The following is a 25531-nucleotide window of genomic DNA, read 5'->3' on the forward strand; positions in this document are numbered from 1 at the left end:
GTCAGCGCCTTTCCGTCCGGGGGAGCCTGCTGATGGTGGTGGTGCCGGTGGCGGGGGCCTGCTGCTTGCCGCGCAGCTCCTCCACGAGCGCGGCCATGCCGGCCACGGTCGGCACCTGGAAGAGGCTGCGCATCGGCAGCCGGACCCCGACCTTCTTCCTGATGAGGGCGATGAGCTGGACGGCGACGAGCGAGTTGCCGCCCAGGTCGAAGAAGTCCTGCTCGACGCTGACCCGGCGGGCGCCGAGCACCTCGCCCCACAGGCCGGCGAGCGTGCTCTCCAGCTCGTTGCGCGGCGCGACGTGGTCGTCGGGGAGCTCGTCGGCGCCACCCGCCGCGGCGGCCGCGTCCAGTTCGCCGGCGACCGTGTCCTGGGTCAGCTCGCGCACGCCGGCGACGTACTCGGCCAGGTCGGTGGCGTTGACCACGACCTGCGGGCCGAGGTTCGCGGCGAGCAGCCGGCGGAACGCCTCGGCGCCTTCTGCCGGGCTGATGCCGCGCTTGGCGCCGTCCACGTCGAGCGCTTGGCCGGCGGCGGCCGACTCCTCGTCGACGGCGGTGTCCTCGGCCTGCCGGCGGGCGCCCTCGCCGACGGTCCGCGTGACGGCGTCCTTGTCGATGCGGCGCAGCACGAAGTCGGCGATGGTGACCACCGGTTCGCCGGCGTCGTCGTACAGGGTGAGGTCCGCGGCGAGCACCTCGCCGCCGCCGGTGTCGCGGTGGCGGGCGTGGCTCCACAGGCGGGCCGGGAGCGGCGCGTGCACGGTGACGCGGCCGTAGCCGAGCGGCAGGTAGCTGTGGCCGCCTGAGACGGAGATGAACGCGGTCGCCTCGTCCAGCAGCGCGGGGTGGAGCGGCAGCCGGTCCAGGTCGGCGGCCACGTCGGGGCCCGCCTCCAGGCGGGCGAGCCGCTCGTCCCCGCCCTGGCTCACCGAGCGCAGGCTGTTCCAGCGGGGGCCGAAGGTGACCAGGCCGGAGGCGGAGGCGAACGGGCTCGGCCCGTCCTCGCCGCCGTACACGCATCGCTGCCGGGCGCCCGCCAGGTCCGACGGCGGCGGCTCCCCGGCAACCCAGGCGGCCGAGCCGCGGGCGTGCTGCGTGGCCTCGCCGCCGGTCACGCTGACCACCTCGAATTCCATGCCGTCGCCCGCCGGGGTGAGCAGCACCCGCAGCTCGGCGGCGGCGCCGTCGGCGACGGGCAGCGGGGCGACGAACGCGACGTCGCGCAGCTCGATCGCGTGGCCGGGGCCCGGGCTCGGCACGGCGGCCTCGAACGCGGCCCGCGCCGTCTCCAGGTAGCCGGTGCCCGGCATGACGGGCACGCCCGCCACCCGGTGCTCGTCGAGCAGCCAGTGCGTGGACGGGGAGAGCGTGGCCGCGTACCAGGGCCGGCGGCCGGCGCTCTCGTGGCGGTGGCCGAGCACCGGGTGGTCGATCCTGGTGACCCGGTCGCCGCGCTGCAGCGCCCGGAACGCGGCCGGGGCCGCGACCTCGGCCGCCATGCCGACCTCCAGCCAGGCGCCCCAGTTGACCGAGACCGCCCGGCCGGGCCAGGCGTGCGCGCAGGCGTCCATGAAGGCGTTGGCGCCGCAGTAGTCGACCTGGCCGAAGCCGCCGGCCACGGCGGTGACCGACGAGCACAGCATGACGAAGTCGAGCGGCAGGTCGCCGAAGACCTCGCGCACCGCCAGCGTGCCGGCGAGCTTCGGGGCGAGCACGGCCTCGGCCGCCGCCCGCTCCTTGACCTCGGCCATGCCGCCGCCGGGAACCCCGGCCGCGTGCACCACGCCGTCGATGCGGCCGAACCGGTCGAGCGCCTCGGTCCTGGCGCGGCGCAGCGCCCCGGGGTCCGCGGCGTCGGCGGCCAGCACGACCACCTCGGCCCCGGCCCGCTCCATGCGGCGCACGGCGGCGACGGCGCGGCGGACCCGGTCGGGGGCGCCGTCGAGGGTGTCCCACTCCTCCCGGGGCGGCAGCCCCGACCGGCCGAGCAGGACGAGCCGGGCCTGCGCCCGACCGGCCAGGTCCTCGGCGAGGGTGAGCCCGATGCCGCCGAGCCCGCCGGTGATGACGTACACGCCGTGCCGGCGCAGCGGGTCGGCCTGCGGCGGCAGCGGCACCCGGGTGTGCCCGCGCAGCCAGCGGCGGCCGGCGCGCAGCGCGACCGGCGACGGCGGCTCGCCCTCGGGCGGCTCGCCGGGCTCGGCGGCCAGCTCGGCGAGCACGGCGGCCGGGTCGTACGGGCCCTCCTCCAGGTCGACGTGGCGGGCCGTCAGCCAGCGGGCTTCCAGCGGGACGACGGCGGTGAAGCCGGCGACGGTGGCGTGCTCGGGCCTGGTGACGTCCCCGCCGACGACTCCCTGGGTGCCCCTGGTGACGATGTCGAGATGGACGCCGCCGTCCCGGTCGGCCTGGGCGAGCGCCTGGACGAGGGCGAGCAGGCTGAAGAATCCCAGGTCCTGGGCGGCGTCGGTGGCGGCGATGCCCTCGGCGGGGGTGCCGTCGAGCGGCCAGGCGTGCACGATCCTGGCGGGGACGCCGGTCTGCGCGATCAGCGCCTCGTAGTCCTCGCGCTCGGCGGGCCTGACGGTGACCGTGCCGTCGGGGGCGACCCCGTACGCGGTGCCGGGGACGACCTGGACCGCGTCGGCGCCGGCGGCGCGCAGGGCGTCGAGGAGCGGCACCCCGCCGGGCCCGGCGAAGACCAGGCAGCGGGCGCCGGCGAGGGAATCCGCCGGGACGGGGGTGACGGGGGCCTGCCGCCAGGCGGGCACCGAGAAGCGCTCCTCCTGCGGCAGCGCCCCGGTCCGCGCGGCTCTCGGGTAGATCAGCTCGGGGTCGACCGCGGTCGGCACCCAGTGGCGGGTCCGCTCGTACGGGTAGGCGGGCAGCGGGACGCGCCGCGCGGGCTCGGTGATCGCGGTGACGTCGAGCGGCGCGCCCGCGGCCCACAGCGTGCCCGCGGCCGCGTACAGGACCTCGAGGTCGGACTTGGTGTCGGCGGGTCCTGGCAGGCTGGGCAGCGGGGCAGGGGCGGTGCGCGGCAGCTGCGTCCTGGCCAGGCCGGCGAGCTGGCGTCCCGGACCGCATTCGAGCATCCGCCACTCGCCCTCCGCGGCGAGCGCGGCCACGCAGTCGCCGAACCGGACCGCCTCGCGCAGGTGGCGGGTCCAGTAGCCGGGGTCGGTGGCTTCCTCGGGCGTGATCCAGGCGCCGGTGACGTTCGACAGGAACGGGATCCTGGGCGCGTCGCGGGTGGCGGCGGCGACGGCGGCGTGGAAGTCGCCCAGGATCGGGTCCATCATCGCCGAGTGGAAGGCGTGCGACGTGCGCAGCGCGGTGTGCTGGACCTCGGCCTCGTCGAGTGTGGCCGCGTACCGCTCGACCAGCTCGGCCGGGCCGGCGACGACGCAGGTGCCGGGGCCGTTCACGGTGGCGACGGACAGCCCGTCCGGCAGGGTGCGGCGGACCTCCTCGTGGTCCTGGCGCACGGCCAGCATCGAGCCGGGCGGCATCGACTGCATGAGGCGGCCGCGGGTGGCGACCAGGCGCAGCGCGTCCGGCAGCGGGAAGACGCCGGCGACGGCGGCGGCCACGTACTCGCCGATGCTGTGGCCGATCATGGCGGCCGGTTCGATCCCCCACGACGACCACAGCCGGGCCAGCGCCCACTCGACGGTGAACAGCGCGGGCTGGGCCAGCTCCGTCTGGCGCAGCCGCTCGTCGGCGGCCTCCCGCTCGTCGTCGCCGGGGAACAGCAGCGTCCGCAGGTCCAGGCCGAGCTCGTCGCGGAGCAGCGCGGCGCACTCGTCCACGGCGGCGGCGAACACCGGCTCGGTGCGGTAGAGCCCGGCGCCCATGCCGGCGTACTGGGCGCCCTGGCCGGAGAACAGCCACGCCACCCGGGGCGTGCCCGCCTTGGCCTTGGTCACCCGGCGTGAGTCGCGCAGGGCGGCGACCGCGTCGGCGGGGTCGGCGGCGACCACGGCCGCCCGGTGCTTGTGCTGCTTGCGCCCGGTGCGCAGCGTGTGCGCCACGTCGGCGAGGGAGACCTCCCGGTCCTCCAGGTGGCCGGCCAGCCGCCGCACGGCGGCGTCGAGCGCGGCCGGGGTGCGGGCCGACAGCTGCAGCAGATGGGCGGGGCGCGGCCGGGCGGTCGGCAGCGGGGCGGGCGGCGCCTGCTCGACGACGACGTGCGCGTTGGTGCCGCCGATGCCGAAGGAGCTGACGCCGGCGCGGCGCGGGTGGCCGTTCGTCTCCCACTTGGTCAGGGTGGCGTTGACCCGGAACGGCCCGGACTCGAAGTCGATGCGCGGGTTGGGCCGCTCGTAGTTGAGGCTGGGCGGGATCATGCCGTGCTCCAGCGCGAGCACGGTCTTGATGAAACCGGCGATGCCCGCGGCCGGTCCGAGGTGGCCGATGTTGGTCTTGACCGAGCCGATGCCGCACCAGCCGGTCTCCTCCGAGGCCGCGCCGAGCACGCCGGCCAGGGCGGCGACCTCGATCGGGTCGCCGAGCGAGGTCCCGGTGCCGTGCGCCTCGACGTAGGTGACGGTGCGCGGGTCGATCTGGGCGACGCCGAGCGCCTGCGAGACCGCCGCGGCCTGGCCCTCGGCGCTGGGCGCGGAGAAGCCGACCTTCGTGGCGCCGTCGTTGTTGATCGCGTTGCCGATGACGACGGCGCGCACGTGGTCGCCGTCGGCGATCGCGTCGGACAGCCGCTTGAGCACGGCCATGCCGCCGCCACCGCCCCAGATCGTGCCCTGCGCGGACGCGTCGAAGGCCCGGCAGTGCCCGTCCGGGGAGTAGATGCCGTCCTGGTGGTACAGGTAGCCCCACTCGGCGGGCAGCTCCAGCGACGCGCCGCCGGTCAGCGCCATGTCGCACTCGCCGGCGCGCAGCGCCTCGCAGGCGACGTGCAGCGCCACCAGCGAGGACGAGCAGGCCGTGTGCAGGGTGAGCGACGGGCCGCGCAGGTCGAGCTTGTACGACACGAGCGTGGCCAGGTAGTCGGGGTGGTTGCCGGTGTAGACGGCCAGGTTGCCCACGGAGGCGAACACCTCGGTGTTGGGCCGCACGTACAGCCACTGGTACTCGTCGGAGCCGATCGCCCCGTACACGCCGATCTCGCCGGGGTAGCGCGCCGGGTCGTAGCCGGCGTCCTCCAGCGCGGTGTTGGCCAGCTCCAGGAACATGCGCTGCTGCGGGTCGCGCAGCTCCGCCTCGCGCGGCGACATGCCGAAGAAGGCGGCGTCCAGCGCGCCGTAGTCGTCGGCGACGGAGGCCGCCGGAACGAACATCGGATCGTCGAGCAGGTGGGCGGGCACGCCCATCGCCTCCTGCTCGGCCCGGGTGTGGAACTTCACGGACTCCACCCCGTCCACCAGGTTGCGCCAGAACGCGGGCACGTCCTCGGCGCCCGGCAGGCGGCAGGCCAGCCCGACGACCGCGATCGGCTCGACCCCGTTGCCTTCTTCGTGGTTCATTCGTTGCTCTCCTGTCTGGGCTGCTGTGGCCGGTGGGGTGAGGATCGTGCCCGCCGCGCGGCGACCCGCCGGGCGGCTCGGTCCCAGCCGGCCGGACGGCGTTCGCCGTCGAGGTGCGCGGCCAGATCTCGTACGGTCGGGAAGCGGAAGAGGTCGACGATCGGCACCTCGCGGCCGAGCGAGGCGGCCAGGCGGGCCTGGACCTGCGCGGTGGCCAGCGAGTGCCCGCCGATCTCGAAGAAGTTCGCGCCGGCGGAGATGCTGGGCAGGCCGAGCACCTCGCGCCAGACGCCGGCGACCAGGCGTTCGGTGCCGGTGGCGGGCTCCTGGCCGCTCGCCGGCGCGGGGCGGGGCGGCGGGGCGGGCAGCCGGGCGCGGTCCACCTTGCCGTTGGGGGTGAGCGGGAGCGCGGGCAGCAGGACGAGCTCGGCCGGCAGCGCGTAGCCGGGCAGGCTCGCGGCCAGGTGGCGGCGCAGCTCGGCCTGGCCGACGGCGGGCCCGTCGGTGACCGCGTACGCGAGCGGCACCCTGCCGCCCGGCCGCTCGGCGACCGTGGCCGCGGCGGCCCGCACGCCGGGGTGGGCCAGGAGCGCGGCCTCGACCTCGCCGAGCTCCACCCGGTAGCCGCGGATCTTCACCTGCCCGTCGGCCCGGCCGGCGAGCACGACGCGGCCGTCCGGGTCGTAGCGGCCGAGGTCGCCGGTGCGGTAGCGGGCCGTCTCGCCGTCCCGCTCGCGGGCGAACCGCTCCCGGGTGAGGGTCTCGTCCAGGTACGACTCCGCCAGGCGGCGGCTCCTGACCACGACCTCGCCCAGCTCGCCGACGGCCGCGGGCGCGCCGGCCGCGTCGAGGACGAGCAGCTCGGCGCCGTCCACGCCGTGCCCGGCCGGAACCGGGTCGCCGTGGTCGGGCGGGTCGCCGATCTCGTGCACCGCCTGCGCCTGCGGAGTCTCGGTGGTGCCGTAGGCGTTGACCAGGCGGGCGTCCGGGGCGACGCGGCGGAACCGGGCGGCGTCGGCGTGGGTGAGCCGGTCGCCGCCGAACAGCACCAGCCGCAGATCGGGCAGCCGGACCCCGGCGGCGGCGATGAGCGCGGCTAGCTGCGGGGTGAGGTGGGCGACGGTGATCCTTCGCCCGCGCAGCCATCCGGCCAGCTTGGCGGGGTCCCGCACCAGGTCCGGGCCCGGCACGTGCAGGGTGGCGCCGAGCACCATCGGGGTGAACGCGTCCCGCAGCAGCGGGTCGTGCGCCAGCCCGGCCAGGAGCGCGAACCGGTCGTCCCCGGTGAGGCCGTACGCGCGCGGGTACCAGTCGAGGAAGCGGGCCAGCGGGCGCTCCGGCGTCCGCACGGGCTTGGGCTCCCCAGTGGTCCCCGACGTGAACGCCAGATACCCCCGCTCCTCCATCGCCACCACCCGACAGGCCGTCCCACCCTGCTCTGAACCCGCCTCCGCCCTGTCACCACTCCCGTTCGTGACCGCTTCCGCCCCGTCACCACTCCCGCCTAAGAGCACCCCTGTCCGGTCCCCACTGCCGTTCGTGGCCGCTACTACCCGGTCACCACTCCCGTTCAGGACGTCGGAACCCGCCTCTCCCTCACCGAGCAGCTTCCGAGCGGCAAGATCGACCGACTCCCCCTCACCGCTCCCGCCAAGGACGCCAGGACCCGCGGTCCCTTCCTCACCGGTCAGATTCCGGGCCGCCAGGTCGGCTGGCCCTTTCTCACCGTTAGCGGGGGTACGGGGTTCTCCTGCTGGAGGGAGCCATGCCAGGTCGGGCGGGATCTGGATGCCGGGGCAGGCGATGATGCTGGTGGCGCCGGCCACGCGGGCTTGGGCCGCGAGCCGGGCGGGCGGCAGCGCCGTGTCCAGCACCGCCCAGCGGGCTCCCGCCGCCAGCACGCCCAGCATCAGGGCCGGCAGCTCGCGCGTACGCTCGGCGAGGATCGCCACCGTCTCCCCCGCCCGCACGGCCGCGCCCGCCGCATCGGCCAGCCGGGCCAGACCCGCGTACGTCAGCTCGCCGTCCTCGCCGCTGACCGCCACCCGCTCGGGCCCACCCGCCACCTGCTTGAGCACCCGCTCCACCACCCCGGCCCCGTCCCATCCGGACAGCACCGCAGTCCCGTCCGGCAGCCGGACCGCCCCGGATGCGTCCATGAGCCCCGTACTCACATCCGGCGAAGCACCGCCCCACACCCCGTGACCGCCCTGCGCCCCCGCCGACGCTCCGCCGTCGCGGAAGACCTCGCCGCCCTGAACCTCGGCGACTTCAGCCATGTCACCGGCGCCCACCACCCCGCCGTGGACTCCTGTCACCTTGGCCACGTCACTCGCCACCCCGTCGTGGACTCCGGCCACTTCCACCACGTCACCGCCCACGACCACCCCGGCGGGGACCCCCGTCACGTCACCGGCGCTCACCACCACCCCGTCCGCGGCTCCCGGCGTCCCGGCCGCATCACCGACGCCCACCACCCCGGCCTGGGCCCCCGCCGCCACCTCCACGCCATCGGCGCTGGCCGCCCCTGCCGGGATCAGCGGCTTGACCTCAGCCGGGTCCGGGAGCGGCCCGTCGTCACCTCGTCCAGGACGGGGGCGCAGGCGTGACTCGCGTACGGGACGGGCCGGGTCGGCGGTGAGGTCGGTGAGGAGGCGCAGGTAGCCGTGCAGCAGAGCGTCGACGCGCGACCGGCGGAACAGTCTGGGGTTGTAGACGGCCTGCAGCACGTAGCACCCGTCGCGCTCCCCCACGTACAAGGTGAGGTCGAACAAGGACCCGGGCAGCCCGGGAGGCAGCGGGGCCGCCGCGACGCCGGGCAGGTCCAGCCGCGGCTCGGTGAAGTCGTACATGTTGAACAACACCTGCACGAGCGGGTTGCGCGACAGGTCGCGGCCCGGCCCGAGCCGGTCCACCAGCCGCTCCAGCCGCACGTCCAGGTGGGCCAGCGCACCCGACAGCGCCTCCTGGCAGCGGGTGACGTGCGCGGAGAACGGCGCGCCGTCGTCCACCCGCAGCCGCACCGGCAGCACCTGCACCAGGCACCCGGCCACCGGGTCGAGCGCCGGGTCGCGGCGGTCCGCGACGGGGGTGCCGACGATCAGGTCAGGCTGGCCGGACAGCCGCCGCAGGACCTGCCCGTAGGCGGCGAGCAGCACCGCGTACGGGGTGCCGCCGAGCCGCGCGGCCAGCTCCCGCACGGCGGCGCTGACCCCGGCGCCCGCCTCGGCGGTGACGGACTCGCCGTCGAACGTCTGCACCGGCGGGCGCGGATGGTCGCGCGGCAGGTCCAGCACCGTGGGCGCGCCGTCGAGATGTCCGCTCCACCAGGCCAGGTCCGCCTCGCCGTCGCGCCGGCCGAGCCAGTCAACGTACCCGCCGTAGGTGGCGCGCAGCGGCGGGAACGCCTCCTGCCGGTACGCGCGCGAGATGTCCTCGTACAGCACCTTCTGTGACCAGCCGTCGAACACCAGGTGGTGGACGGTGACGACGAGCACGTGCTCCTCCACGTGCTCCTCCACGTGCTCGTCCCGGGCGAGCCGCAGCAGCCTGGCCCGCCACAGCGGCCCCTCGGCCAGGTCGAACGCCAGCCGCGCCTCGGCCTGCAGCCGTTCGCGCAGCTCCGCGTCGGTCACGTCCTCGACGGGCAGCGGCACCGGGCCGGGCGGAGTGACCGTCACGGAAGGGACGCCGCCCGTCTGGGGCACCCGCCAGCGCAGCACCTCGTGCCTTTCGGCCACCGACGCCAGCGCCCGGCGCAGCGCCGCCACGTCCAGCGGGCCGGTGAGCCGCTGGGCCATGGCGATGTTGTGCGCCGGCGTGCCGGGGGCCAGCCGTTCCACGAACCACATCCGCCGTTGCACCGCCGACAGCGCCGCCGGTCCGTCGCCGGGCGGCTCCTCCCGCAGCGGAGGCGCCGCCGCTGCCCGGCGGGCGATCCCGGCCACGGTCCTGCCCGCCAGCACGTCCTCGACGGCCAGTTCCCGGCCCAGCCGGGTCCTCAGCAGCGCGGTCAGCCGCATGGCCAGCAGCGAGTGGCCCCCGCGGGCGAAGAAGTCGTCGTCCGCCAGCGGCTCCGCACCCCCGAACGCCTCCCCCCAGGCCGCGGCCACCTCCCGCACCATCACCTCACCCCCGCCCAGGTGATCGCTGTCGCGGGCCGCAGACGAACCGGCCCCGTGCTCGCCGTCCGCCACACGAGGAGCCGACCGGCGCTCGCCATCGCGAGGAGCCGTCTGCTGGTCGGCCACGGGCGAGGGCGTCCGATGCTCCCCATCGCCGGCCGCGCGATGGGCCGTCCGAGGCTCGCCGTCGCGGGCGGTGGGCGGGGCCGTTCGATGCGTGCCGGCGGTTTCCTCGTGGGCGTCCCGGTGGCCGGATTCCTCCGTGGTGACCTCAGGGCTGGAGGGGTGGGCGTGCTGGTCGCCGAGGGTGCGCAGGGCGGCCAGGTCGACCTTGCCTGCCGGTGTCAGCGGGAGTGCGGGCAGGCGCAGCACCCGGGTGGGGACCATGTACGCGGGCACGCTGTCCAGGCAGTGGGCGCGCACCCGTTCCAGGTCCGGGGCCTCCTGCGGGGTCAGGTACGCGACCAGTTCCGTCAGCCCGCCCGCTCCGGTGCCGGCGTCCACGACGGCCTGGCGGATCTCGGGGTGGGCGCGCAGCACCACCTCGATCTCGCCGATCTCCACCCGCTGCCCCTGGACCTTCACCTGCCGGTCCAGCCGGCCGATGAAGCCGATCCGGCCGTCCGCGTCCAGCACCACCCGGTCCCCGGTCCGGTACAGCCGCGCGCCGGGCTCGCCGTACGGGTCCGGCACGAACCTCTCGGCCGTCAGCCCAGGCCGGTGCAGGTAGCCGCGGGCGAGCTGCGGCCCGCCGACGCACAGCTCGCCGGGCGTGCCCGGCGGGACCGGCCGGAGCAGGTCGTCGAGGATGTACGCGGTGCAGCCCGGCAGCGGGTGCCCGATCGGCAACGGCCGGTCCCAGTCGCCGTCGAGCTCGGTGCCGACCACGCACACGGTCGTCTCGGTCGGCCCGTACCAGTTGTGGAACCGCCTGCGGCCCGGCCGCGACCACCGCGCCACCTGCTCGGGCCCGGCCGGCTCGCCCGCGGTGAGCAGGTCGCGCAGCGCCGGCAGCCGGTCGGGGTCGAGCAGCGGCAGCAGCGCGGGCGGGATCGTGCCCCAGGTGACCCGGTGCCGTTCCAGGAACCGCTGCAGCCGTACGGGATCGACCCGGTCCTCGTCGGCGGTGAGCATGACGCACCCGCCCCGCGCGAGCGGCGCGAAGATGTCGAGCACGGACACGTCGAACCCGAGCGCCGCGAACCCGATGGAGCGGCACGACGCGTCCAGGCCGAAGTACGCGCCCGCCATGGTCACGAACGCCACCGCCGACGCGTGGCTCACCACGACCCCCTTGGGCCGCCCGGTGGATCCGGAGGTGTAGAGCACGTACGCCGCGGAGCCCTCCGCGGCGGCGGCCGGTTCCGGGGGCGGGAGCTCGCCCTGGGCTGGGGCGACGAGGCGGAGGGGGAGGTCGCGCAGGACGCCGCGACCCGCCTGGTCGGCGACCACCAGGGTGATCCCGGCGTCGCCGATGACGGTCTCCAGCCGCTTGCGCGGGTGCGACGGGTCGAGCGGGACGTACGCGGCGCCGGACATCAGGACTCCCAGCACCGACACCAGCAGTTCGGGCGTGCGCCGCCCGCACACGCCGACCCGCGTCTCCGGACCGGCGCCCAGCTCGCGCAGCCGGTGTGCCAGCGCTCCCGCCGCGGCGGTGAGCCCGCGGTAGGTCAGGCTCGTGTCCCACTGCCGCACCGCGGGCGCGTCAGGAGTGCGGGCGGCCTGGGCGGTGACGAGTTCGTGGAGCAGCGTCGCGGTGGTCACGTTCACCCCGTCATCCGGCCCGGTCGGGCAGCGTGTCGAATCTCAGCCGCACCCGGTCGTACGGCACGGCCACGGCGGCCGGCGCCTCGCCCCGGGCGGTGGGCACCGGCAGGTGGACGACCCACCAGCCGGACAGCCGGCCTTCCGAGGCCCGCCACGGCGCCGGATCGGCCAGATCGGGGAACCCGGCGGCCGTCGGGTCGGCGCCGGGACCCGCCGCGGCGGCGAGCGCCCGCTTCGCGGTGACGGCCCGCAGTTCGAGCCACCGCCGGTCCTCTTCCGCGGCCCCTTCGACCTGCTCCCGCTCCCCGGGGCTCAGCCACCTCGCCGCGTCGACCGGCCCGGCCGGGTGCGTGAGGGCCACGCCCACGGTCGGGGCGCGGGTTGCCGCTGTCAGGACGAGGCCGGCCGCCTGGCAGGTGGCGACGGTCAGCCCGGCGTCTCCGTGTTCGCCGTACGGAAGCGGTCCGCTGCCCAGCCAGAGGTGGACCTCGCCCAGGTCAGGGAGGGGGTGGACGCCGGCGAGGTCGGCGGCGATGAGGGCCGCCAGGTCGCCGGGCCGGTCCTTGACGAACAGGTGGCCGCCCGCGAGGGTGCGCAGGCGGAAGCCGGCCGTCGTGTGGCGGGCCCAGCCGAGCATGTCCGCCGCGCCCACCTCGCCGTCGTCCAGGCCGGTGAAGGCGACGATCGGGGTGTCGACGGGCGGCTCCGGCTCGTACCGGTAGCTCTTGATCCAGGCGAAGTCGGCGCGGAGCACGGGCAGCAGCAGCTCGCGCAGCTCGGGCACGTGCTTGAGCTCGGGCAGCGCGCCCGAGCGGCGGACGAGCTGGTCGATGAACGCCTCGTCGGGCAGGTCGGCGGTGGCGGCGAGCGGGACCTTGCGGTGCGGCGGGTGGGCGCCGCCCACGTACAGGCGCGAGGGCGGCGGCAGGCCGCGCCGGCGCAGCTCGCGCACCACCTCGAAGGCGAGCCGCGCGCCCATGCTGTGCCCGTACAGCGCGTACGGGGCGCCGGTGGCGGGCTCGATCTCGTCGGCGATCTCGCCCACGGTGAAGGCCGGCGGCTCGGCGATGCGGTTCTCGCGGCCGGGGAGCTGGATGGGGGTCACCGTGAGGCCGGCGAGCTCGCGGAGGAGACCTCCGTAAGCGCTCGCGCCTCCTCCGGCGTAGGGCAGGCAGAACAGCGTGCGGGCGGGAGCGGGCACCGTGGGATGGGGGGTCCGCTGCGCCGCCGTCAAGAAGCCGGCGATCGTCCAGCACCTCCCCGGCGGGGAGCGGCGCAAGTTGTCGGAGTGTGATGGATTCGTCGCTCGATGTGCAGGCCGTCAATCGCCATGTTACGGCGCTCCTCGACAAATGCCTCGGAACAACTAAGCAAATGGGGAATTACTACGAAGGGTCACTACATTTCGTGCGATGTAACGCGGTAGTGCGACAAGAACTCTTATATCCAGGTTGAGAGGAGGAGTCAACGCCGCGATTAACGCTCTTCCGCCATGCGACGCGACAAAAATCAGACCCGGGGAAATATTGCCCAGGCAGCCCTGGGATGATAGGCGCGCGTGCGAGGCGGCCGAATGCGACCGAAACCAAATACGGCGGACCGATTCCGGGCCTCGCTGTCCGCTATATCCGCCTTTATCTCCAAATCTGCCTCTATAGGGTGATTCACTGCTGCGCCCAGCCGTCGGTGAGCTTCCGCACGGCGAGCCGGAGGCGCCCCCGAGCCTCAGGGCGGCCGGCCCCGTGACAAGAATTCCCGGCTCGCGCGTTTTTTCGTCAGATCCCGGCCCCGGCGGCCACGGTCCGGCGATCCGGCCACCACCATCGGCGCGATTCCACACCGCTTTCCGGCCCACATGAATAGGAGCTTGTCAAGGCGAGAAAGCTGTTCGAGCAATATCGGCCGTAGTCGCTACGAGCAGGCCGACGGCACCGTTCCCCGGGGACCGGAAACACGGGGAACCGCGACCGGGCACGACATCATGACAAGGACGGCCCTTGGTTGCAACACATCCAGTAAGAAAGCCTCGAAATCCCTCGCCCGCATTTCCCGGAGAAAAATCCCTATCAATATGAATGCGCCCCGCCTCGGAGCCGCCGGAAAACAATTCGCCCACGTTTGAACGGGCTCGATTCCGGTAGGGCGTCGCGTGTGGGTGGATTGCGGATGCGCGAGCGCTGGGACGACGTGGGTGGCCGCCGGATGCGGAGCCTGGAGGTGGGGCGCCGCGGCGAGACGGTCGTGCTGCTGCCCGGCCTGGGCGCCGTCGGCTACATGAAGGACACGCTGGCCGGTTGCGCCTCGTGGGCGCACGCGTTCCTGCTGGACGTGCCGGGGTTCGGGCACCGGCCGCCGAGGCCGTGCGCGGCCGAGGTGCCGGCCGTGGCGGAGGCCGTGGGCGACTGGCTGGAGACGGTGCCCGACGGGCCGGTGGTGCTCGCGGGGCACTCCAGCGGCGCCCAGGTCGCGCTGCGGGTCGCGGCCGCGCACCCGGCGCGGGTGAGGTCGCTGGTGCTGCTCGGGCCGACGTTCCCGCCGCGCCAGCGGACGCTGCGGCGGATGGCGCGGCCCTTCCTGCGCACGGTGGTGCGCGAGCCGCTGAGCGTGCTGCCCGTCACGCTGCCGTACTACCTGCGGGGCGGGCCGGCCGAGGTGCTGCGGTGCGTCCGCTCGGCACAGTCCGACTTCCCCGAGTACCTGATCGGCAAGATCTCCTGCCCGGTGCTGGTCGTCCGCGGCGCGCGCGACCACATGTGCCCGAAAACCTGGGCCGACGGCCTGGCCATCACGGCCCCGCTGGGGCGGTCGGTGACGGTGCCGGGGGCGCACGTGTTCCCGTTCCAGCATGGCGGGATGACGGCCTCGCTGATCGCGGAGGCGGCCGCCCTCGCCGACTCCTACGCCCCCGTGCGGCCTTCCTCCCGGTGGGCGGAACCGCCGGCCGTGGTGCTGCCGTCTTCGGAGGAGCCCCGGTCGGCCTCGCCGGGCGTGTAGTAGCGGCGCAGCCAGGCGGCCAGCCCGTCCAGGCCGGGCAGCAGCACCCGCTCGGTGATGCCCGCCTGGTCCAGCCGGTTCCTGATCTCCAGTTTGACCCGGGCGGGGAGCAGCCAGCCCCGCCACAGGTCCGGATGCCCGGCCAGCCATTCCTGCACCTGGTAGGCGGGGGAAGAGGTCGCCGACAGCACCGACGACTGGTTGACGACCCGCTCGTCCAGCGACGGCGGCTCGAAGAACGTCAGGAACGGCCGGTCGCCGGCCAGCCGGCCGAACCCGTCCAGGTCGCCCGCCACCCGGGCGAGCATCTCGGTGGTGAACACCAGCGCCCCCTCCCGCTCCAGCTCCTCGCGCAGCGGCCCGGGCAGCAGCCGGTGCGCGCGCTCGCAGTCGACGGCCAGCAGCGCCCCGTCCTCCTCCGGCCAGGACGCGGTCGCGAAGTGCAGGGCCACCAGCGGCGAGAACGTCCAGTCCAGCAGCCGGGTCGGCAGCCCGTGGTGCTGGCCGAGCGCCAGCCAGTCCCACACGGTCTCCCCCGGCGTGGCGCGGTGGGCGTACTTGCGGAAGTTGCGCACCAGGTGCCGCTCCAGGGCGGCGTAGTCGCCGCGCAGCCGCGACAGGCTGGACACGTGCGCGTCCGTGCTCCGGGCCAGCCCGCGGAAGACCAGCGTCGGATGCACGTGGGCGCTGCCGCGCGGCCTGCTGGCCTCGCAGATCGCGTCGTCCAGCTCCCGCCACGACGACACCTCGTGCGACCTCATCCCCGCACCGCTGCCCCGAGGCAGCCGGTTGACACCGATGACCTGCGACGTTACGCGCCGGCGCGGCCGTGCCACTCGGTGAGCAGGACCGTGGCGTCGTCCTGGAGCCGGCCCTCGTGGTGATCCATGACGTCCTTGATGAGCCGGCGGAGCGTCTCCGGCACCGGCAGCCGGGCGCAGGAGTGCCGCAGGATGAAGTCGACGAACCGCTCCATCCCGAACTGCTCGCCGCGGTGGCGTCCCGCCTCGACGATCCCGTCGGTGTACATGAGCAGCCGGTCGCCGGGTTCGAGCTGCTCGTGGCAGACCTGCGCGGGAAGCTCCAGGCCGAGCCCGAACGGGGCCGTCGGCGGGCAGTCCAGCGTGGTGACCCATCGGCCGGCCCTGATGAGCACCGGCGGGTGGTGGCCGCGGTTCACCCACGACAGCATGCCGGTGCGCAGGTCGAAGTCGGCCATGATCGCGGTGACGAACCGGGCCGTCTCCCCGAACTCGCGCAGCAGCATGTTCTCGATGCCCTCGCTGGTCGCGGCCAGGCAGGCGCCGTCGCGCCGCAGGTTGCGGCTGGCGGCCATGACCAGGTTGGCGGCCAGCCCGGCGGCCACGTCGTGGCCCATCGCGTCGAAGATGGCCAGGTGGACGATCTCGTCGCCGAGCGCGTAGTCGAAGGCGTCCCCGCCGATCTCGTAGGCGGGCTCCAGCACTCCCGCGATGGTCACCTCGGCGTTGGCGAAGGTGAGCGGCGGCATCAGATGCCAGAGCATCTCGGCGGCGACGTTCATCCGCCGCGAGCGCACCAGGCGCGTGTACGAGTCGCTGAAGGAGCGCCGGCCGGCGACCAGGAGAGCCAGCAACTGGGCCAGGTCGAGCACGTCCTCCTCGGCCACGTCGTCCGGCCGCTCGACGAGGACGCGGAGCGCGCCGAGGCGCTCGGCGCCGTTCAGCAGCGGCACCCACCAGCATTCCATGCCGCGCTCGGCGGGCTTGCGCAGAATGCGCACCTCCTGGAAGGCCCGGCCGCCGTAGGTGGCGTCGATGCGCAGGTCGTCGGGCGGCTTGTCCTCGGTGACGTCGTCCGGCGCGCCGGGGTGGCCGTACGGCCCGTCCCGCTCGGCGAGCAGCCGCAACGTGCTCTGCTGCAGGTCGGCCAGGTAGATCAGGCACTGCCGGACACCCACCTGCGGAGCGTGGCGGGCGGCCAGGTTCGGCAGGTCCTCCAGCGTGGCCTGCTGCCCGTCCCGCAGCAGGCCGCTCAGCGCATTCCGGACATCACGAGGGCCGCTCATCGGATTTCGCCCCCCATTTCGCCTTTATGGTTGCTGGCCATTATTCGCGGTTGCCGTGTCCCGCCGGTCAAAGGCGGCGGCAAACATCCGCAAACGCGTCGCATGGAGGGGGTGGCCGGGCTCTGACCTGGGTCATCACCCCGGAAAGCAAGAAACGCGCCGGCGAACCGCCGGCGCGTCCCTTGTCCTCACGGGCTCGTCACAGCACCGCGCCCGAGCCCTCGCGGGCTCGCTTGACACGCGGCTGCGGCGGCTCGGGCGGCGGCTGCTTGTCGAACCGGCCCAGCGTGATGGCCAGCGGCCCGGCCACGAACGACGACGACAGCGTGCCGACGATGATGCCCGTCACCAGTGCGATGGCGAAGTCGCGCAGCGAGTCGCCGCCGAACACCGCCAGCGCCATCAGGATGAACAACGCGCCCAGACCGGTGTTGATCGTCCGGGGCAGCGTCTGCAGGATCGCCCCGTTCACCGACTTGGCCAGGGGCTCCTTGCGGTTGAGCGCCCACAGCTCCCGGACCCGGTCGAAGACCACCACCTTGTCGTTGACCGAGTAACCCACGACGGTGAGCATCGCGGCCAGGAACACGCCGTCGATCGGCTTGCCCAGCCAGGCGAACAGCCCGATCACCACCGACACGTCCACCACCAGCGCGGAGACCGCGGCGGTGCCGAACGTCCAGCGGAACCGGTACGCCAGGTAGGCGAGCTGGGCGGCGATCGCCACGCCGAGCGCGATCAGCGCGTTGCGGCGCAGCTCCTCGCCGAGGCTCGGGCCGATGAACTCGTCGCGGCTCTTGTTCACCTCACCGCCGACCTCGCCCAGCGCCTCCTGGATCCGGTTGACCTCGGCGATCTCCAGCTCGCCCGCCCGTACGGAGACGTCCGGGCCGGAAGCCTGCACCACCGCGTTCGGGAAGCCGGCGTCCGCGACCGCCTGCCTGGCCGTGTCGGCCGTGATGGGGGTGGAGGTGGAGAACTCGACCAGCCGGCCGCCGGTGAACTCGACGCCGAAGTTGAGCCCGCGGGCGAACAGCCCGGCGAGCGAGACCACGGTCACCACCACCGCCATGCCCAGCCAGAGCGTCTTGCGGGCCATGACCTGCGGGTCGCGCTTGGTCAGCCAGGTCCTGACCCGCCCGACCGAGCCGAGGCCGGACACGCGCGGGCCCATCCGGTCGATGATCAGCGAGGTGAACACGCGGGTGATGAGCATGGCCGACACGAGCGAGGCCAGCACACCGATGCCGAGGGTCACACCGAAGCCCTTGACCGGCCCGGAGGCCAGCCAGAACAGCAGCCCGGCGGCGATCAGGGTGGTGATGTTGGAGTCGGCGATGGCGCTCCAGGCCATCTTGAACCCGCGGTCGAGCGCATGGCGCAGGCCCCGCTTGGGCGCTCCCGCGTACTCCTCCCTGGCGCGTTCGAACACCAGCACGTTGGCGTCCACGGCCATGCCGATCGCCAGCACGAAACCGGCCAGGCCCGGCAAGGTCAGCGTGGCGCCCATCGCCACCAGCGCCGCGTACGAGATCAGCCCGTAACAGGCCAGCGCGAGGGCGGCGGCGAGGCCGACCATCCGGTAGATGACGACGATGAACAGCGTGGTGAGAAGCAGACCCACCACGCCGGCCTTGGCACTGGCCTCGATGGCGTCGGCGCCCAGCGTGGGGCCGACCGTGCGCTGCTCGACCAGCTCCATCGGAACGGGCAGCGCACCGCCCTTGATCAGCACGCCCAGCTCGCGGGCTTCCTCAAGGGTGAAGTCACCGGTGATGTCGGTGCCGCCGCCGGGGATGCCGGCCCGGCACGCGATGGACGGGTCGAGCTGCGGGGAGGAGATGATCTCGTTGTCGAGCAGGATCGCGAGCCGCCGGCGCGGGTCGCCCGCCTCGAAGCAGGCGACCTCCCCGGTGAGCTTCTGCCAGGCGGCGGCGTCGCGGAACTGGACGCTCACCCACCAGCCCGGCCCCTGCTGGGGGTCGCTGCGCTCGTTGGCGTCGCTGACGCCGTCACCGCTGATGACCGGCGGGCCGAGCCTGAGACGCTGCCCGCTCTCGTCGGCGACGACGATCTCGCCGTTCTCCGCCTTCTCGCCCTCCTGGGCCACTCCCTTCACGGCGTGGAAGGACAGCTGGGCGGTCTTGCCGATGACCTCGGCCGCCTGCTCCGGGTCGAGCACGCCGGGCAGCTCGACGATGATGCGCTGCTCGCCGGAGCGGACCAGGGTGGGGTCGACGACGCCGAGCGCGTCGGCCCGCCGGCGGAGCACGTCGAGGGCGCGGTCGGTGGCCTCGGAGTCGGCCTTCATCGTGGGCGAGTCGCGCGTCTCGAACACGAGCTGGGTGCCGCCGCGCAGGTCGAGGCCGAGCCGCGGCGCCATGGTGAGGGCGAGGACCAATGAGGTCGCGATGACGGCGAAAGCCGCCAGTGCGCGCCAGAGCGGCGCACGTGACATGGGAAGCCTCCACGGGCTTGAGAGGAAAGAAGGGACCAGGTGTTCTCAGAGCGCCGTGGAGGAAGGGGGCGCGCGAGCGGGGGTGGTCTCCTGGCAGGCGGCGGTGAACCCCGCGCAGGCGTGCGGCCGCTCGGCGGCTGCGGCGTGCAGCGACGGACGCGGCGGGCCGGGCGGGAGCAGGGCGGCGCCGCCGCTCATCTCGTACGAGATCGTCCGGGCCTGGGCGGTGGACGGCGGGAGCGGCGACTTGCGCGCGCCCGGGTGGTGACTGCCCTGCTGGGCCTGCTGGGTCACCCCCTGCGCGGTGACGACCTGGACGACCTGTCCGTGGGCGGGGGCGGGCAGGAACCACGACAGCATGAGGAGGAGCGCTGCGGGCACCCTGGTGCGCACGGTCCCTCCTCGTCGCTGCCTTGATCTTGACGTGCTTGCGGTGTGGACGCCGGAGATCCGGCCGGGCCGCACGGAACGCGGCTTCCCCGCTGCGCAGCCGCCGCCATCGGTGACGATGATCTTACCGGGACGATCAGCGGGATCGTCCCGTCCACCGGCGGTACGCGACCGGACGGCTGGATCCGATCTCCATGCTGGCACACGCGCGCCGCGAAGGCACTCACGCGCGTAAGCCTCCACCCTACGGCGTGCCCGCCCCAGCACCGGACGCCTCGCCGGTATCGGCGCCTTTCAGGGGTGCTTTCCCGGGCCCGTTCCAGAGTGCGGACGCCACCCTGATCAGGCGACTTTGACCGGTGCTTCCACCAGGAAAGTGAGCTATGGTCGGCCTCATGGCGACCCGGAGCATCACACGTGGCTCCACCCCGTTTCTCGCGGTGGTGGGCCTGCTGCTGCTTGCCCTGGTCATGGTCGCCTCCACGCCTCGCTGGGCCGGGGTCCACCCGGTGCAGCAGCGCGTCCAGACCGCGGGGGTGATGACGCCCGGGTCGGAGGTGACGGCGGTGTCGACGCTGCCGCACCAGCAGGTCAGGGCGGAGCACCTGCCCCGCCTGTGGCCGGCGCGCCAGCGTGCCGAGACGGTGTCCGTCAGGCACGCCCCGTCCTGGCCGGAAGCGGGCTCGGCCGCCATCCGCGGCCCCCAGCAGCCGGGTCATCGCGCGGCCGGCTCCCGGAGCCCGCCGCCCGTCTAGAGATCCTCCCTCCCCGTGCTGTCGCGGCGCGGGGCCTCCTCGGCGTACGCGCCGGATCTCTCAGGCTAGGAGCGATGCCTCATGGCTTCATTGCAGACACTCATGCAGGACTACGACCAGCACCGTGCGCGGCTTGAGGAGCTGCGCGACCTGCTGGAGGAGCGGCTCGCCGCCGCTCGCGCCGACCTGTCGGCCGCCGTGACGGCGGGTTCCGCGGCGCTGGCCGGGCTCGCCCGCCGGGAGAGCGACGCGATCGAGTCGGCGCTCGCCCGGATGGACCGCGGCCTGTACGGCACCTGTGTGCGTTGTGGCGCCTTCATTCCGTACGGTGTGCTGCGCCGCATCCCGCACGAGCAGCTCTGCCTCGCTTGCGCCGGCACCAGGGAGCGGCAGGGGCACTCCGGCGCCACCGAGATCCCGGCGCCGCGCCCGGCCCCCGCGGGAGTCCCGGAGCGGAGCCGGCCCGAGGCGGTCGTCCCGCCGGGACCTGGAGCCGGAGACGAGGCGGGGAACGGGACGTGACCGGGAACGGCCGCGTTTCCTGGCTGGACGACAGGGCCGCGGTCGATCTCGGCACCGCGCGGATCCGCCTGATCGGTTTCGGCCACCCTTCGATCGTCGACGAGCCGTCCGGCGTGCCCGGCTCCGCCCGGCCGGTCAGGCACGGCCTGGTCGCCGACGTCGCCGCCTGCGCGCGGCTGGTCGACCAGGTGCTGCGCACCGCGCTGCCCGAGGGCGCGCGGACGCCCGGCCGGGTGCTGGTGGGCGTGCCGGTGACCGCCTCGCCCGCCGAGCGGGCCACGGTCACCGGCATCGTCGAGCGGGCCGCAGGCTGTGCGGCGACCGTGGTGGAGGAGCCGCTGGCCGCCGCGCTCGGCAGCGGCCTGGACATCACCGGCCCGCGCCCCCGGCTTCTGATGGACGTCGGCGCGGGCATCATCGAGGCGGTGGTCATCAGGGACGCCGCCGTCACCGACGCCGTCGCCGTCCAGCTGCCCGCCGATGGCGACGGGTCGCTGCCCGCGCACGTCCAGGACCGCGTCACCGAGATGGCGGCCGAACTCCTGGCCCGCCTGCCGGCCCGGCTGCGCCCGGCGGCGCGCGAGGGCGGGCTGATGCTCACCGGCGGCGGCGCGGCGGAAGCCGGGCTGGCGGGGCGCCTGTGCTCCAGGCTGCGCATGACGGTGAGCAGCGCCCCCGAACCCGCGCACGCCACCGTGCGCGGGCTGGCGCGGCTGTGCCTGCCTCCCATGGCGGCACTGCTCGCCCTTCCCACGGCCTGAGCGCCGTCCCCTCTTCCGCAGCTACGAACACCTCTCTCTCACGTAAGGACGCATTCCATGACCCAGCACGACGAGCACGTCATGCTCAGCGAAGTCCAGGTCCAGACCATCAGCGAGAACCTGCAGAGCCAGCTCATGTGGCGCGCCTCCAGGCTGGACGAGCTCCGGGCACTGGTGGAGGGAGGCGGTGGCACGGACGACGGCTCCAAGCAGGGCGTGCTGGCCGACCTGGCCTCCACCGAGCGGACCATCACCGAGATCCGCGACGCCCTGGAGCGGCTGGCGGACGGCAGCTACAGCCGCTGCGCCGACTGCGGCACCAGCATCCCGTTCGAGCGGTTGAAGATCAGGCCGCTGACCCGGCACTGCGTGCCCTGCCGTCAGCGGCACGAAGCCCGCTGAGCATCCGGTCCAGATAGCCGCGCGTCTTTCCCGGGGCGCGCGGCAGGCAAGACTTACGATTGGGAAACGGTCGGTAACGAAACCGCCTTGATCGGCCATGATTGTCTCGGCGCGCCGTTGACGTCTCACGGCCGGGAGTTCGTGCACGCTCGGGGAGGAAAGTGCTGGGAGCGCGGGTCGGGACTGGGCGGCGACGGGGCGAGGGGCTCCGGTGAGATCGCAGGTCGTGCTGCGCTACCTGCCGTTCGCCGTGCTGCTCGCGGTGGCGGTGACCGACCTGATGGCCGGCCGCGATCTGGGTTTTCTCCCGCTGCTGACGCTGGGCCCGACGTTCGCCTCCGTATACGGGAGCGTGCGCAGGACCGCTTTCGTGGGCGTGGCCGCGCTGGCGCTGTGCGTGCCCCTGGCGCAATACCAGGGCACGCTGCTGACCCGGCAGAACAACATCACCATCGCCACGGTCGCGGGCGTCACCGCGGCCAGCATGATCGTCAGCCGGCTGCGGCTGCGCCGCGAGCGCGAGCTGGCCAACGTGCGCCTGGTCGCCGAGGCCGCCCAGCGGGTGCTGCTGCGGCCGGTGCCGCGCCGAGCCGCCGACCTGCGGATCGCGCTGTCGTACACGTCGGCGGCGGCGGAGGCGCAGATCGGCGGTGACCTGTACGAGGTGGTCACGACACCGCACGGGGTGCGGCTGCTGATCGGCGACGTGCAGGGCAAAGGGCTGACCGCGGTGGAGACCGCCGCGTGGGTGCTCGGCGCCTTCCGCGAGGCCGCGTACGACATGAGCGAGCTGACCGAGGTGGGCGAGCGGCTGGAGGCCAGCCTGGGCCGCCACCTGAGCGCGGAGACGTTCGTGACGGCGATCCTGGCCGAGGTGCACGATGAGGAGATCTCGCTGCTGAACTTCGGGCATCCCGCGCCGCTGCTGATCCGCGGCGAGGGGAAGATCATCACGGTGGATCCGCCGGAGGAGAGCCTGCCGCTGGGGCTCGGAGCGCTCGCGACCGACCGGCCCAAGCCGCACCGGGTGGCGTTCGGCGTGGGCGACCAGATCCTGCTGTTCACCGACGGGGTGATCGAGGCGCGCAACCGCACCGGCGACTTCTACCCGCTGACCGACCGCACCGGGCTCCTGCTGGCCGGTGAGCCGCAGGAAGCCCTCGACGCGCTGCGCGCCGACCTGATCCAGCACGTCGGCGGGCCGCTGCCGGACGACGCCGCGATGCTGCTGCTGCGCCGCCATCTCTCCTGAGTAGATCCCTCCGCTGGACCTTTCCGGGCCTTCGCGCGTAGTGTGTTGGACAGTCGTCCAAGGCGTTCGTCCAAAAGGAGGGTGTATGACAGCGGTTCCGACGAGGCGGCGGCTGCTCGACGCGGCCGTCCCACTGATCGTGGAGGCGGGCTGGGGAGGGGTGTCCACGCGGATGGTGGCCGAGCGGGCGGGGGTCGCGCCGGGGGTGGTGCACTACCACTTCTCGTCGGTGACGGACCTGCTGGCCGAGGCGGGCACGGAGGTGACGGGGCGGCTGCTGGAGGAGTTCGCAGGCGGCCTGGCGCGGCACGCCGACCTCGGCGACGGGGTGCGCTGGATGGTGGCCGAGCTGGGCCGCTATCCGGGCACCGACCCCGCGTCGCTGCTGGTCGCGGAGCTCTACCTGGCCGCCACCCGGATCCCGGAGCTGCGGGAGCGGCTGCGCGGGCAGGTCGGCGGGTTCCGGACGGTCGTGGCGGCGTGGCTGCGCGAGCGGGGGCACCAGGGCGACGCGGACGCGGTGGCGGCCGTGCTGGCGGCGGCGATGGACGGCATCGTGCTGCATCGCGCGCTCGACCCCGCCCTCGATCCGGACCGGCTGGCCGCGCCGCTGCTGGCCCTGGTGCGGGAGGGGACGCGATGAGAGCGGTGGTGTGCGGCGCCGGCATCGCGGGGCTGACGCTGGCCTGGCATCTGGAGCGGGCCGGGTGGGACGTGGAGCTGGTGGAGCGGGCCGGGTCGTTCCGCGACGGCGGCTACATGATCGACTTCTACGGCCCGGGTGCCGAGGTGGCCGCGCGGATGGGGCTGAGCGAGAGGCTGCGCGAGCTGCGTTACGAGGTGAACGAGCTCGGCTACGTGGACGGGGACGGGCGCACCACCAGCCGGCTGACGCTGCCGCCCGGCGCGTACGGGGTGACCAGCCTGCTCCGGGGCGATCTGGCGCGGGCCGTCGCCGACCGGGTGCGCTCGCCCGTGCGGTACGGGCTCACCGTGGACGCGGTGGAGCAGGGCTCAGGCGGCGTGCGCGTCCTGCTCTCCGACGGGACGTGGCGGGACGCCGACCTGCTCGTGGGCGCCGACGGCGTGCACTCGCGGGTGCGGGAGCTGGTCTTCGGGCCGCGGGAGCGGTTCGTGCGCTACCTGGGCCACCACGTGGCCGCGTACTCGCTCGACCACGAGGAGCTGAGCCGGCGGGTGGGCGTGCGCTACCGCATGCTGACCGTTCCCGGGATGATGGCCGGCGCGTACGCGCTGCGCGGCGGCCGCCTCGCGATGCTGTTCCTGCACCGCGAGCCCGATCCGGCCTGGCCCGCCGCCCCCGCTGCCGCGCTGCGTGAGCGGTACGGGCACCTGGGCTGGATCCTGCCACAGGTGCTGCCGCACTGCCCGGACCCGCCGGAGCTGTACTACGACCAGGTGAGCCAGGTGGAGATGGACGCGTGGAGCCGGGGCCGGGTGGTGCTGCTGGGCGACGCCTGCCAGGCGGTGTCGCTGTTCGCCGGGCACGGGGCGTCGCTGGCGATGGCGGCGGCCCGGGTGCTCGCGGAGGAACTGACCGGTGGCGGACCTGACGTGCCCGCCGCGGCGGCGCGTTACGAGGCGCGGATGCGCGGGCCCGTGGCGCGGGTGCAGCGGTTCGGCCGCCGGTTCGTCAAGTGGATGGCGCCGCCGAGCCGGGGCCGGATCGCGGCCCGCGACTGGCTGCTGCGGCTGGCCGCGCTGCCGGGCGCGGGGCGGCTGCTGGCGGGCAGGCTCGGCCCAGGAGGTCACGAGCTGTTCAGCGCTTCACCTCATGCACCTGGCTCCTGGCCGGAGCGCTGATGCGCACCTTGCTCCCCCAGCCGGTGTAGCGGGTGTCGACGCTGATCGTCTCGCCGCCGTTGTGGCTGCGCCGCCACGGTCCGGACGCGGCGGGGAAGGTGGTGACGAGCCTCTGGGGAAGCTCGCCCGCGCTCAGCGTGAGCCGGTACTCCAGCACTTCCGGATCCGTGGGTTTGATCACCTTGGAGAGCCGGAACCAGGAAGAGATCTTCCACAGCTCTCCTTCGCTGATCTTGCCGGTGTACGTGCGCCCGGACTTCTCGCCGGAGGTGATCAGCGCCTTCAGCGTGGCGGGCTCGGCCGGGTTGATCGTCTGGCTGTATCGACCGCCCAGGCCGAGAGAGGCGCGGGGGAGCTTGACCCAGGTCTTGCCCTCCGGCGCACTGCGGGACAGGATGCCCCCCTTGACGTAGGTCCGCTTGCCGACGGCGATCACCCGCTCGTCGTCCACGATGCCTCCGAGGTGGTCCGCGTCGTTTTTCACGGTGCGGGCACGCACCTCGACGGCGGCGGCGCCCTTCCGGTCCAGCGTCAGCTTCCCGGTGCGGCGCAGCGCCGCCGTCGTTCCCTCCAGGTCGATGTACGAGATGGTGTCGGTGAACTTCAGCCCCGTGCCCTTGGCCAGCCGCTTCTGCAGGACCTTCACGGGGTCGGCCGGGGCGGTCGCGTGGGCGGGGGCGGCGGCGAGGAGGGCGGCGGCGCCCGCCAGCGCGGCTATGGCACGCTTCATCGGATGTCCTTCATGAT

16 protein-coding genes are annotated in these 25531 nt (G+C 74.2%); 8 read left to right on the plus strand and 8 right to left on the minus strand.

What is annotated here, in order from left to right; genetic code table 11:
* Window position 1: 1 nt before the first annotated feature.
* Genes ACIBF7_RS33900 through ACIBF7_RS33910 form a run of 3 tightly spaced genes read right to left on the minus strand, consistent with a single transcriptional unit; the run spans window position 2 to window position 12580 of the window.
* Entirely contained in the window at window positions 2-5485 is a 5484-nt protein-coding gene (locus ACIBF7_RS33900; protein WP_397198967.1) for an SDR family NAD(P)-dependent oxidoreductase, read from the minus strand.
* Window positions 5482-11382 (minus strand): amino acid adenylation domain-containing protein, encoded by a 5901-nt coding sequence (locus tag ACIBF7_RS33905; protein WP_397198968.1) that lies wholly within the window; start codon window positions 11380-11382, stop codon window positions 5482-5484. Before ACIBF7_RS33905 ends, ACIBF7_RS33900 begins: the two co-directional genes overlap by 4 nt.
* Before the next feature lie 4 nt (window positions 11383-11386).
* Complete coding sequence (locus ACIBF7_RS33910) at window positions 11387-12580, minus strand: thioesterase II family protein (protein WP_397198969.1); 1194 nt, start codon at window positions 12578-12580, stop codon at window positions 11387-11389.
* Between the two features lie 965 nt (window positions 12581-13545).
* Here ACIBF7_RS33910 and ACIBF7_RS33915 point away from each other — a divergent pair.
* Complete coding sequence (locus tag ACIBF7_RS33915) at window positions 13546-14373, plus strand: alpha/beta fold hydrolase (RefSeq protein WP_271279757.1); 828 nt, start codon at window positions 13546-13548, stop codon at window positions 14371-14373.
* On the opposite strand, the gene ACIBF7_RS33920 is transcribed toward ACIBF7_RS33915, so the two are convergent.
* The 4 genes from ACIBF7_RS33920 to ACIBF7_RS33935 all read right to left on the minus strand — a co-directional run bounded on the left by ACIBF7_RS33920 (window position 14277) and on the right by ACIBF7_RS33935 (window position 19271).
* Window positions 14277-15134: an FRG domain-containing protein gene (locus tag ACIBF7_RS33920; protein ID WP_271279756.1), complete on the minus strand. Its 858-nt coding sequence runs from the start codon at window positions 15132-15134 to the stop codon at window positions 14277-14279. The two genes, ACIBF7_RS33915 and ACIBF7_RS33920, sit on opposite strands and share 97 nt — an antisense overlap.
* A gap of 50 nt (window positions 15135-15184) precedes the next feature.
* Window positions 15185-16420 (minus strand): PP2C family protein-serine/threonine phosphatase, encoded by a 1236-nt coding sequence (locus tag ACIBF7_RS33925; RefSeq protein WP_271279755.1) that lies wholly within the window; start codon window positions 16418-16420, stop codon window positions 15185-15187.
* 199 nt (window positions 16421-16619) lie between these two features.
* Window positions 16620-18878 carry a protein translocase subunit SecD gene (gene secD / locus ACIBF7_RS33930; RefSeq protein ID WP_345483119.1) on the minus strand — a complete coding sequence of 753 codons (2259 nt, stop codon included), beginning with the start codon at window positions 18876-18878 and terminating at the stop codon, window positions 16620-16622.
* A 45-nt stretch (window positions 18879-18923) separates the two neighbouring features.
* Window positions 18924-19271, minus strand: coding sequence for a hypothetical protein (locus tag ACIBF7_RS33935; RefSeq protein ID WP_148031527.1), 348 nt, complete (start codon window positions 19269-19271; stop codon window positions 18924-18926).
* A gap of 392 nt (window positions 19272-19663) precedes the next feature.
* Between ACIBF7_RS33935 and ACIBF7_RS33940 the strand changes: the two genes are divergently transcribed.
* From ACIBF7_RS33940 to ACIBF7_RS33970, 7 genes are all read left to right on the plus strand, one after another.
* The gene (locus tag ACIBF7_RS33940; protein ID WP_148031526.1) at window positions 19664-20023 is read left to right on the plus strand and encodes a hypothetical protein; all 360 of its coding nucleotides are present in this window, start codon (window positions 19664-19666) and stop codon (window positions 20021-20023) included.
* A gap of 81 nt (window positions 20024-20104) precedes the next feature.
* Entirely contained in the window at window positions 20105-20545 is a 441-nt protein-coding gene (locus ACIBF7_RS33945; protein ID WP_397198970.1) for a TraR/DksA family transcriptional regulator, read from the plus strand.
* A complete protein-coding gene (locus ACIBF7_RS33950; protein WP_148031524.1) occupies window positions 20542-21306 on the plus strand; it encodes a rod shape-determining protein in 765 nt (254 codons plus the stop codon). Before ACIBF7_RS33945 ends, ACIBF7_RS33950 begins: the two co-directional genes overlap by 4 nt.
* 57 nt (window positions 21307-21363) lie before the next feature.
* Window positions 21364-21708 carry a TraR/DksA C4-type zinc finger protein gene (locus tag ACIBF7_RS33955; RefSeq protein ID WP_271278579.1) on the plus strand — a complete coding sequence of 115 codons (345 nt, stop codon included), beginning with the start codon at window positions 21364-21366 and terminating at the stop codon, window positions 21706-21708.
* Between the two features lie 211 nt (window positions 21709-21919).
* On the plus strand, window positions 21920-22960 hold the full coding sequence (locus ACIBF7_RS33960; protein ID WP_397198971.1) for a PP2C family protein-serine/threonine phosphatase: 1041 nt from the start codon (window positions 21920-21922) through the stop codon (window positions 22958-22960).
* A gap of 85 nt (window positions 22961-23045) precedes the next feature.
* Window positions 23046-23603, plus strand: a complete 558-nt coding sequence (locus ACIBF7_RS33965) for a TetR/AcrR family transcriptional regulator (RefSeq protein WP_397198972.1) — start codon at window positions 23046-23048, stop codon at window positions 23601-23603.
* A complete protein-coding gene (locus ACIBF7_RS33970; RefSeq protein ID WP_397198973.1) occupies window positions 23600-24784 on the plus strand; it encodes an FAD-dependent oxidoreductase in 1185 nt (394 codons plus the stop codon). The genes ACIBF7_RS33965 and ACIBF7_RS33970 overlap by 4 nt, the downstream gene beginning before the upstream one ends.
* Here ACIBF7_RS33970 and ACIBF7_RS33975 read toward each other — a convergent pair.
* Window positions 24741-25514: a hypothetical protein gene (locus ACIBF7_RS33975; protein WP_364230827.1), complete on the minus strand. Its 774-nt coding sequence runs from the start codon at window positions 25512-25514 to the stop codon at window positions 24741-24743. The genes ACIBF7_RS33970 and ACIBF7_RS33975 overlap by 44 nt on opposite strands.
* Between the last annotated feature and the right edge of the window lie 17 nt (window positions 25515-25531).

Source organism: Nonomuraea sp. NPDC050478, from assembly GCF_044458265.1.
Lineage (GTDB): Bacteria > Actinomycetota > Actinomycetes > Streptosporangiales > Streptosporangiaceae > Nonomuraea > Nonomuraea ferruginea.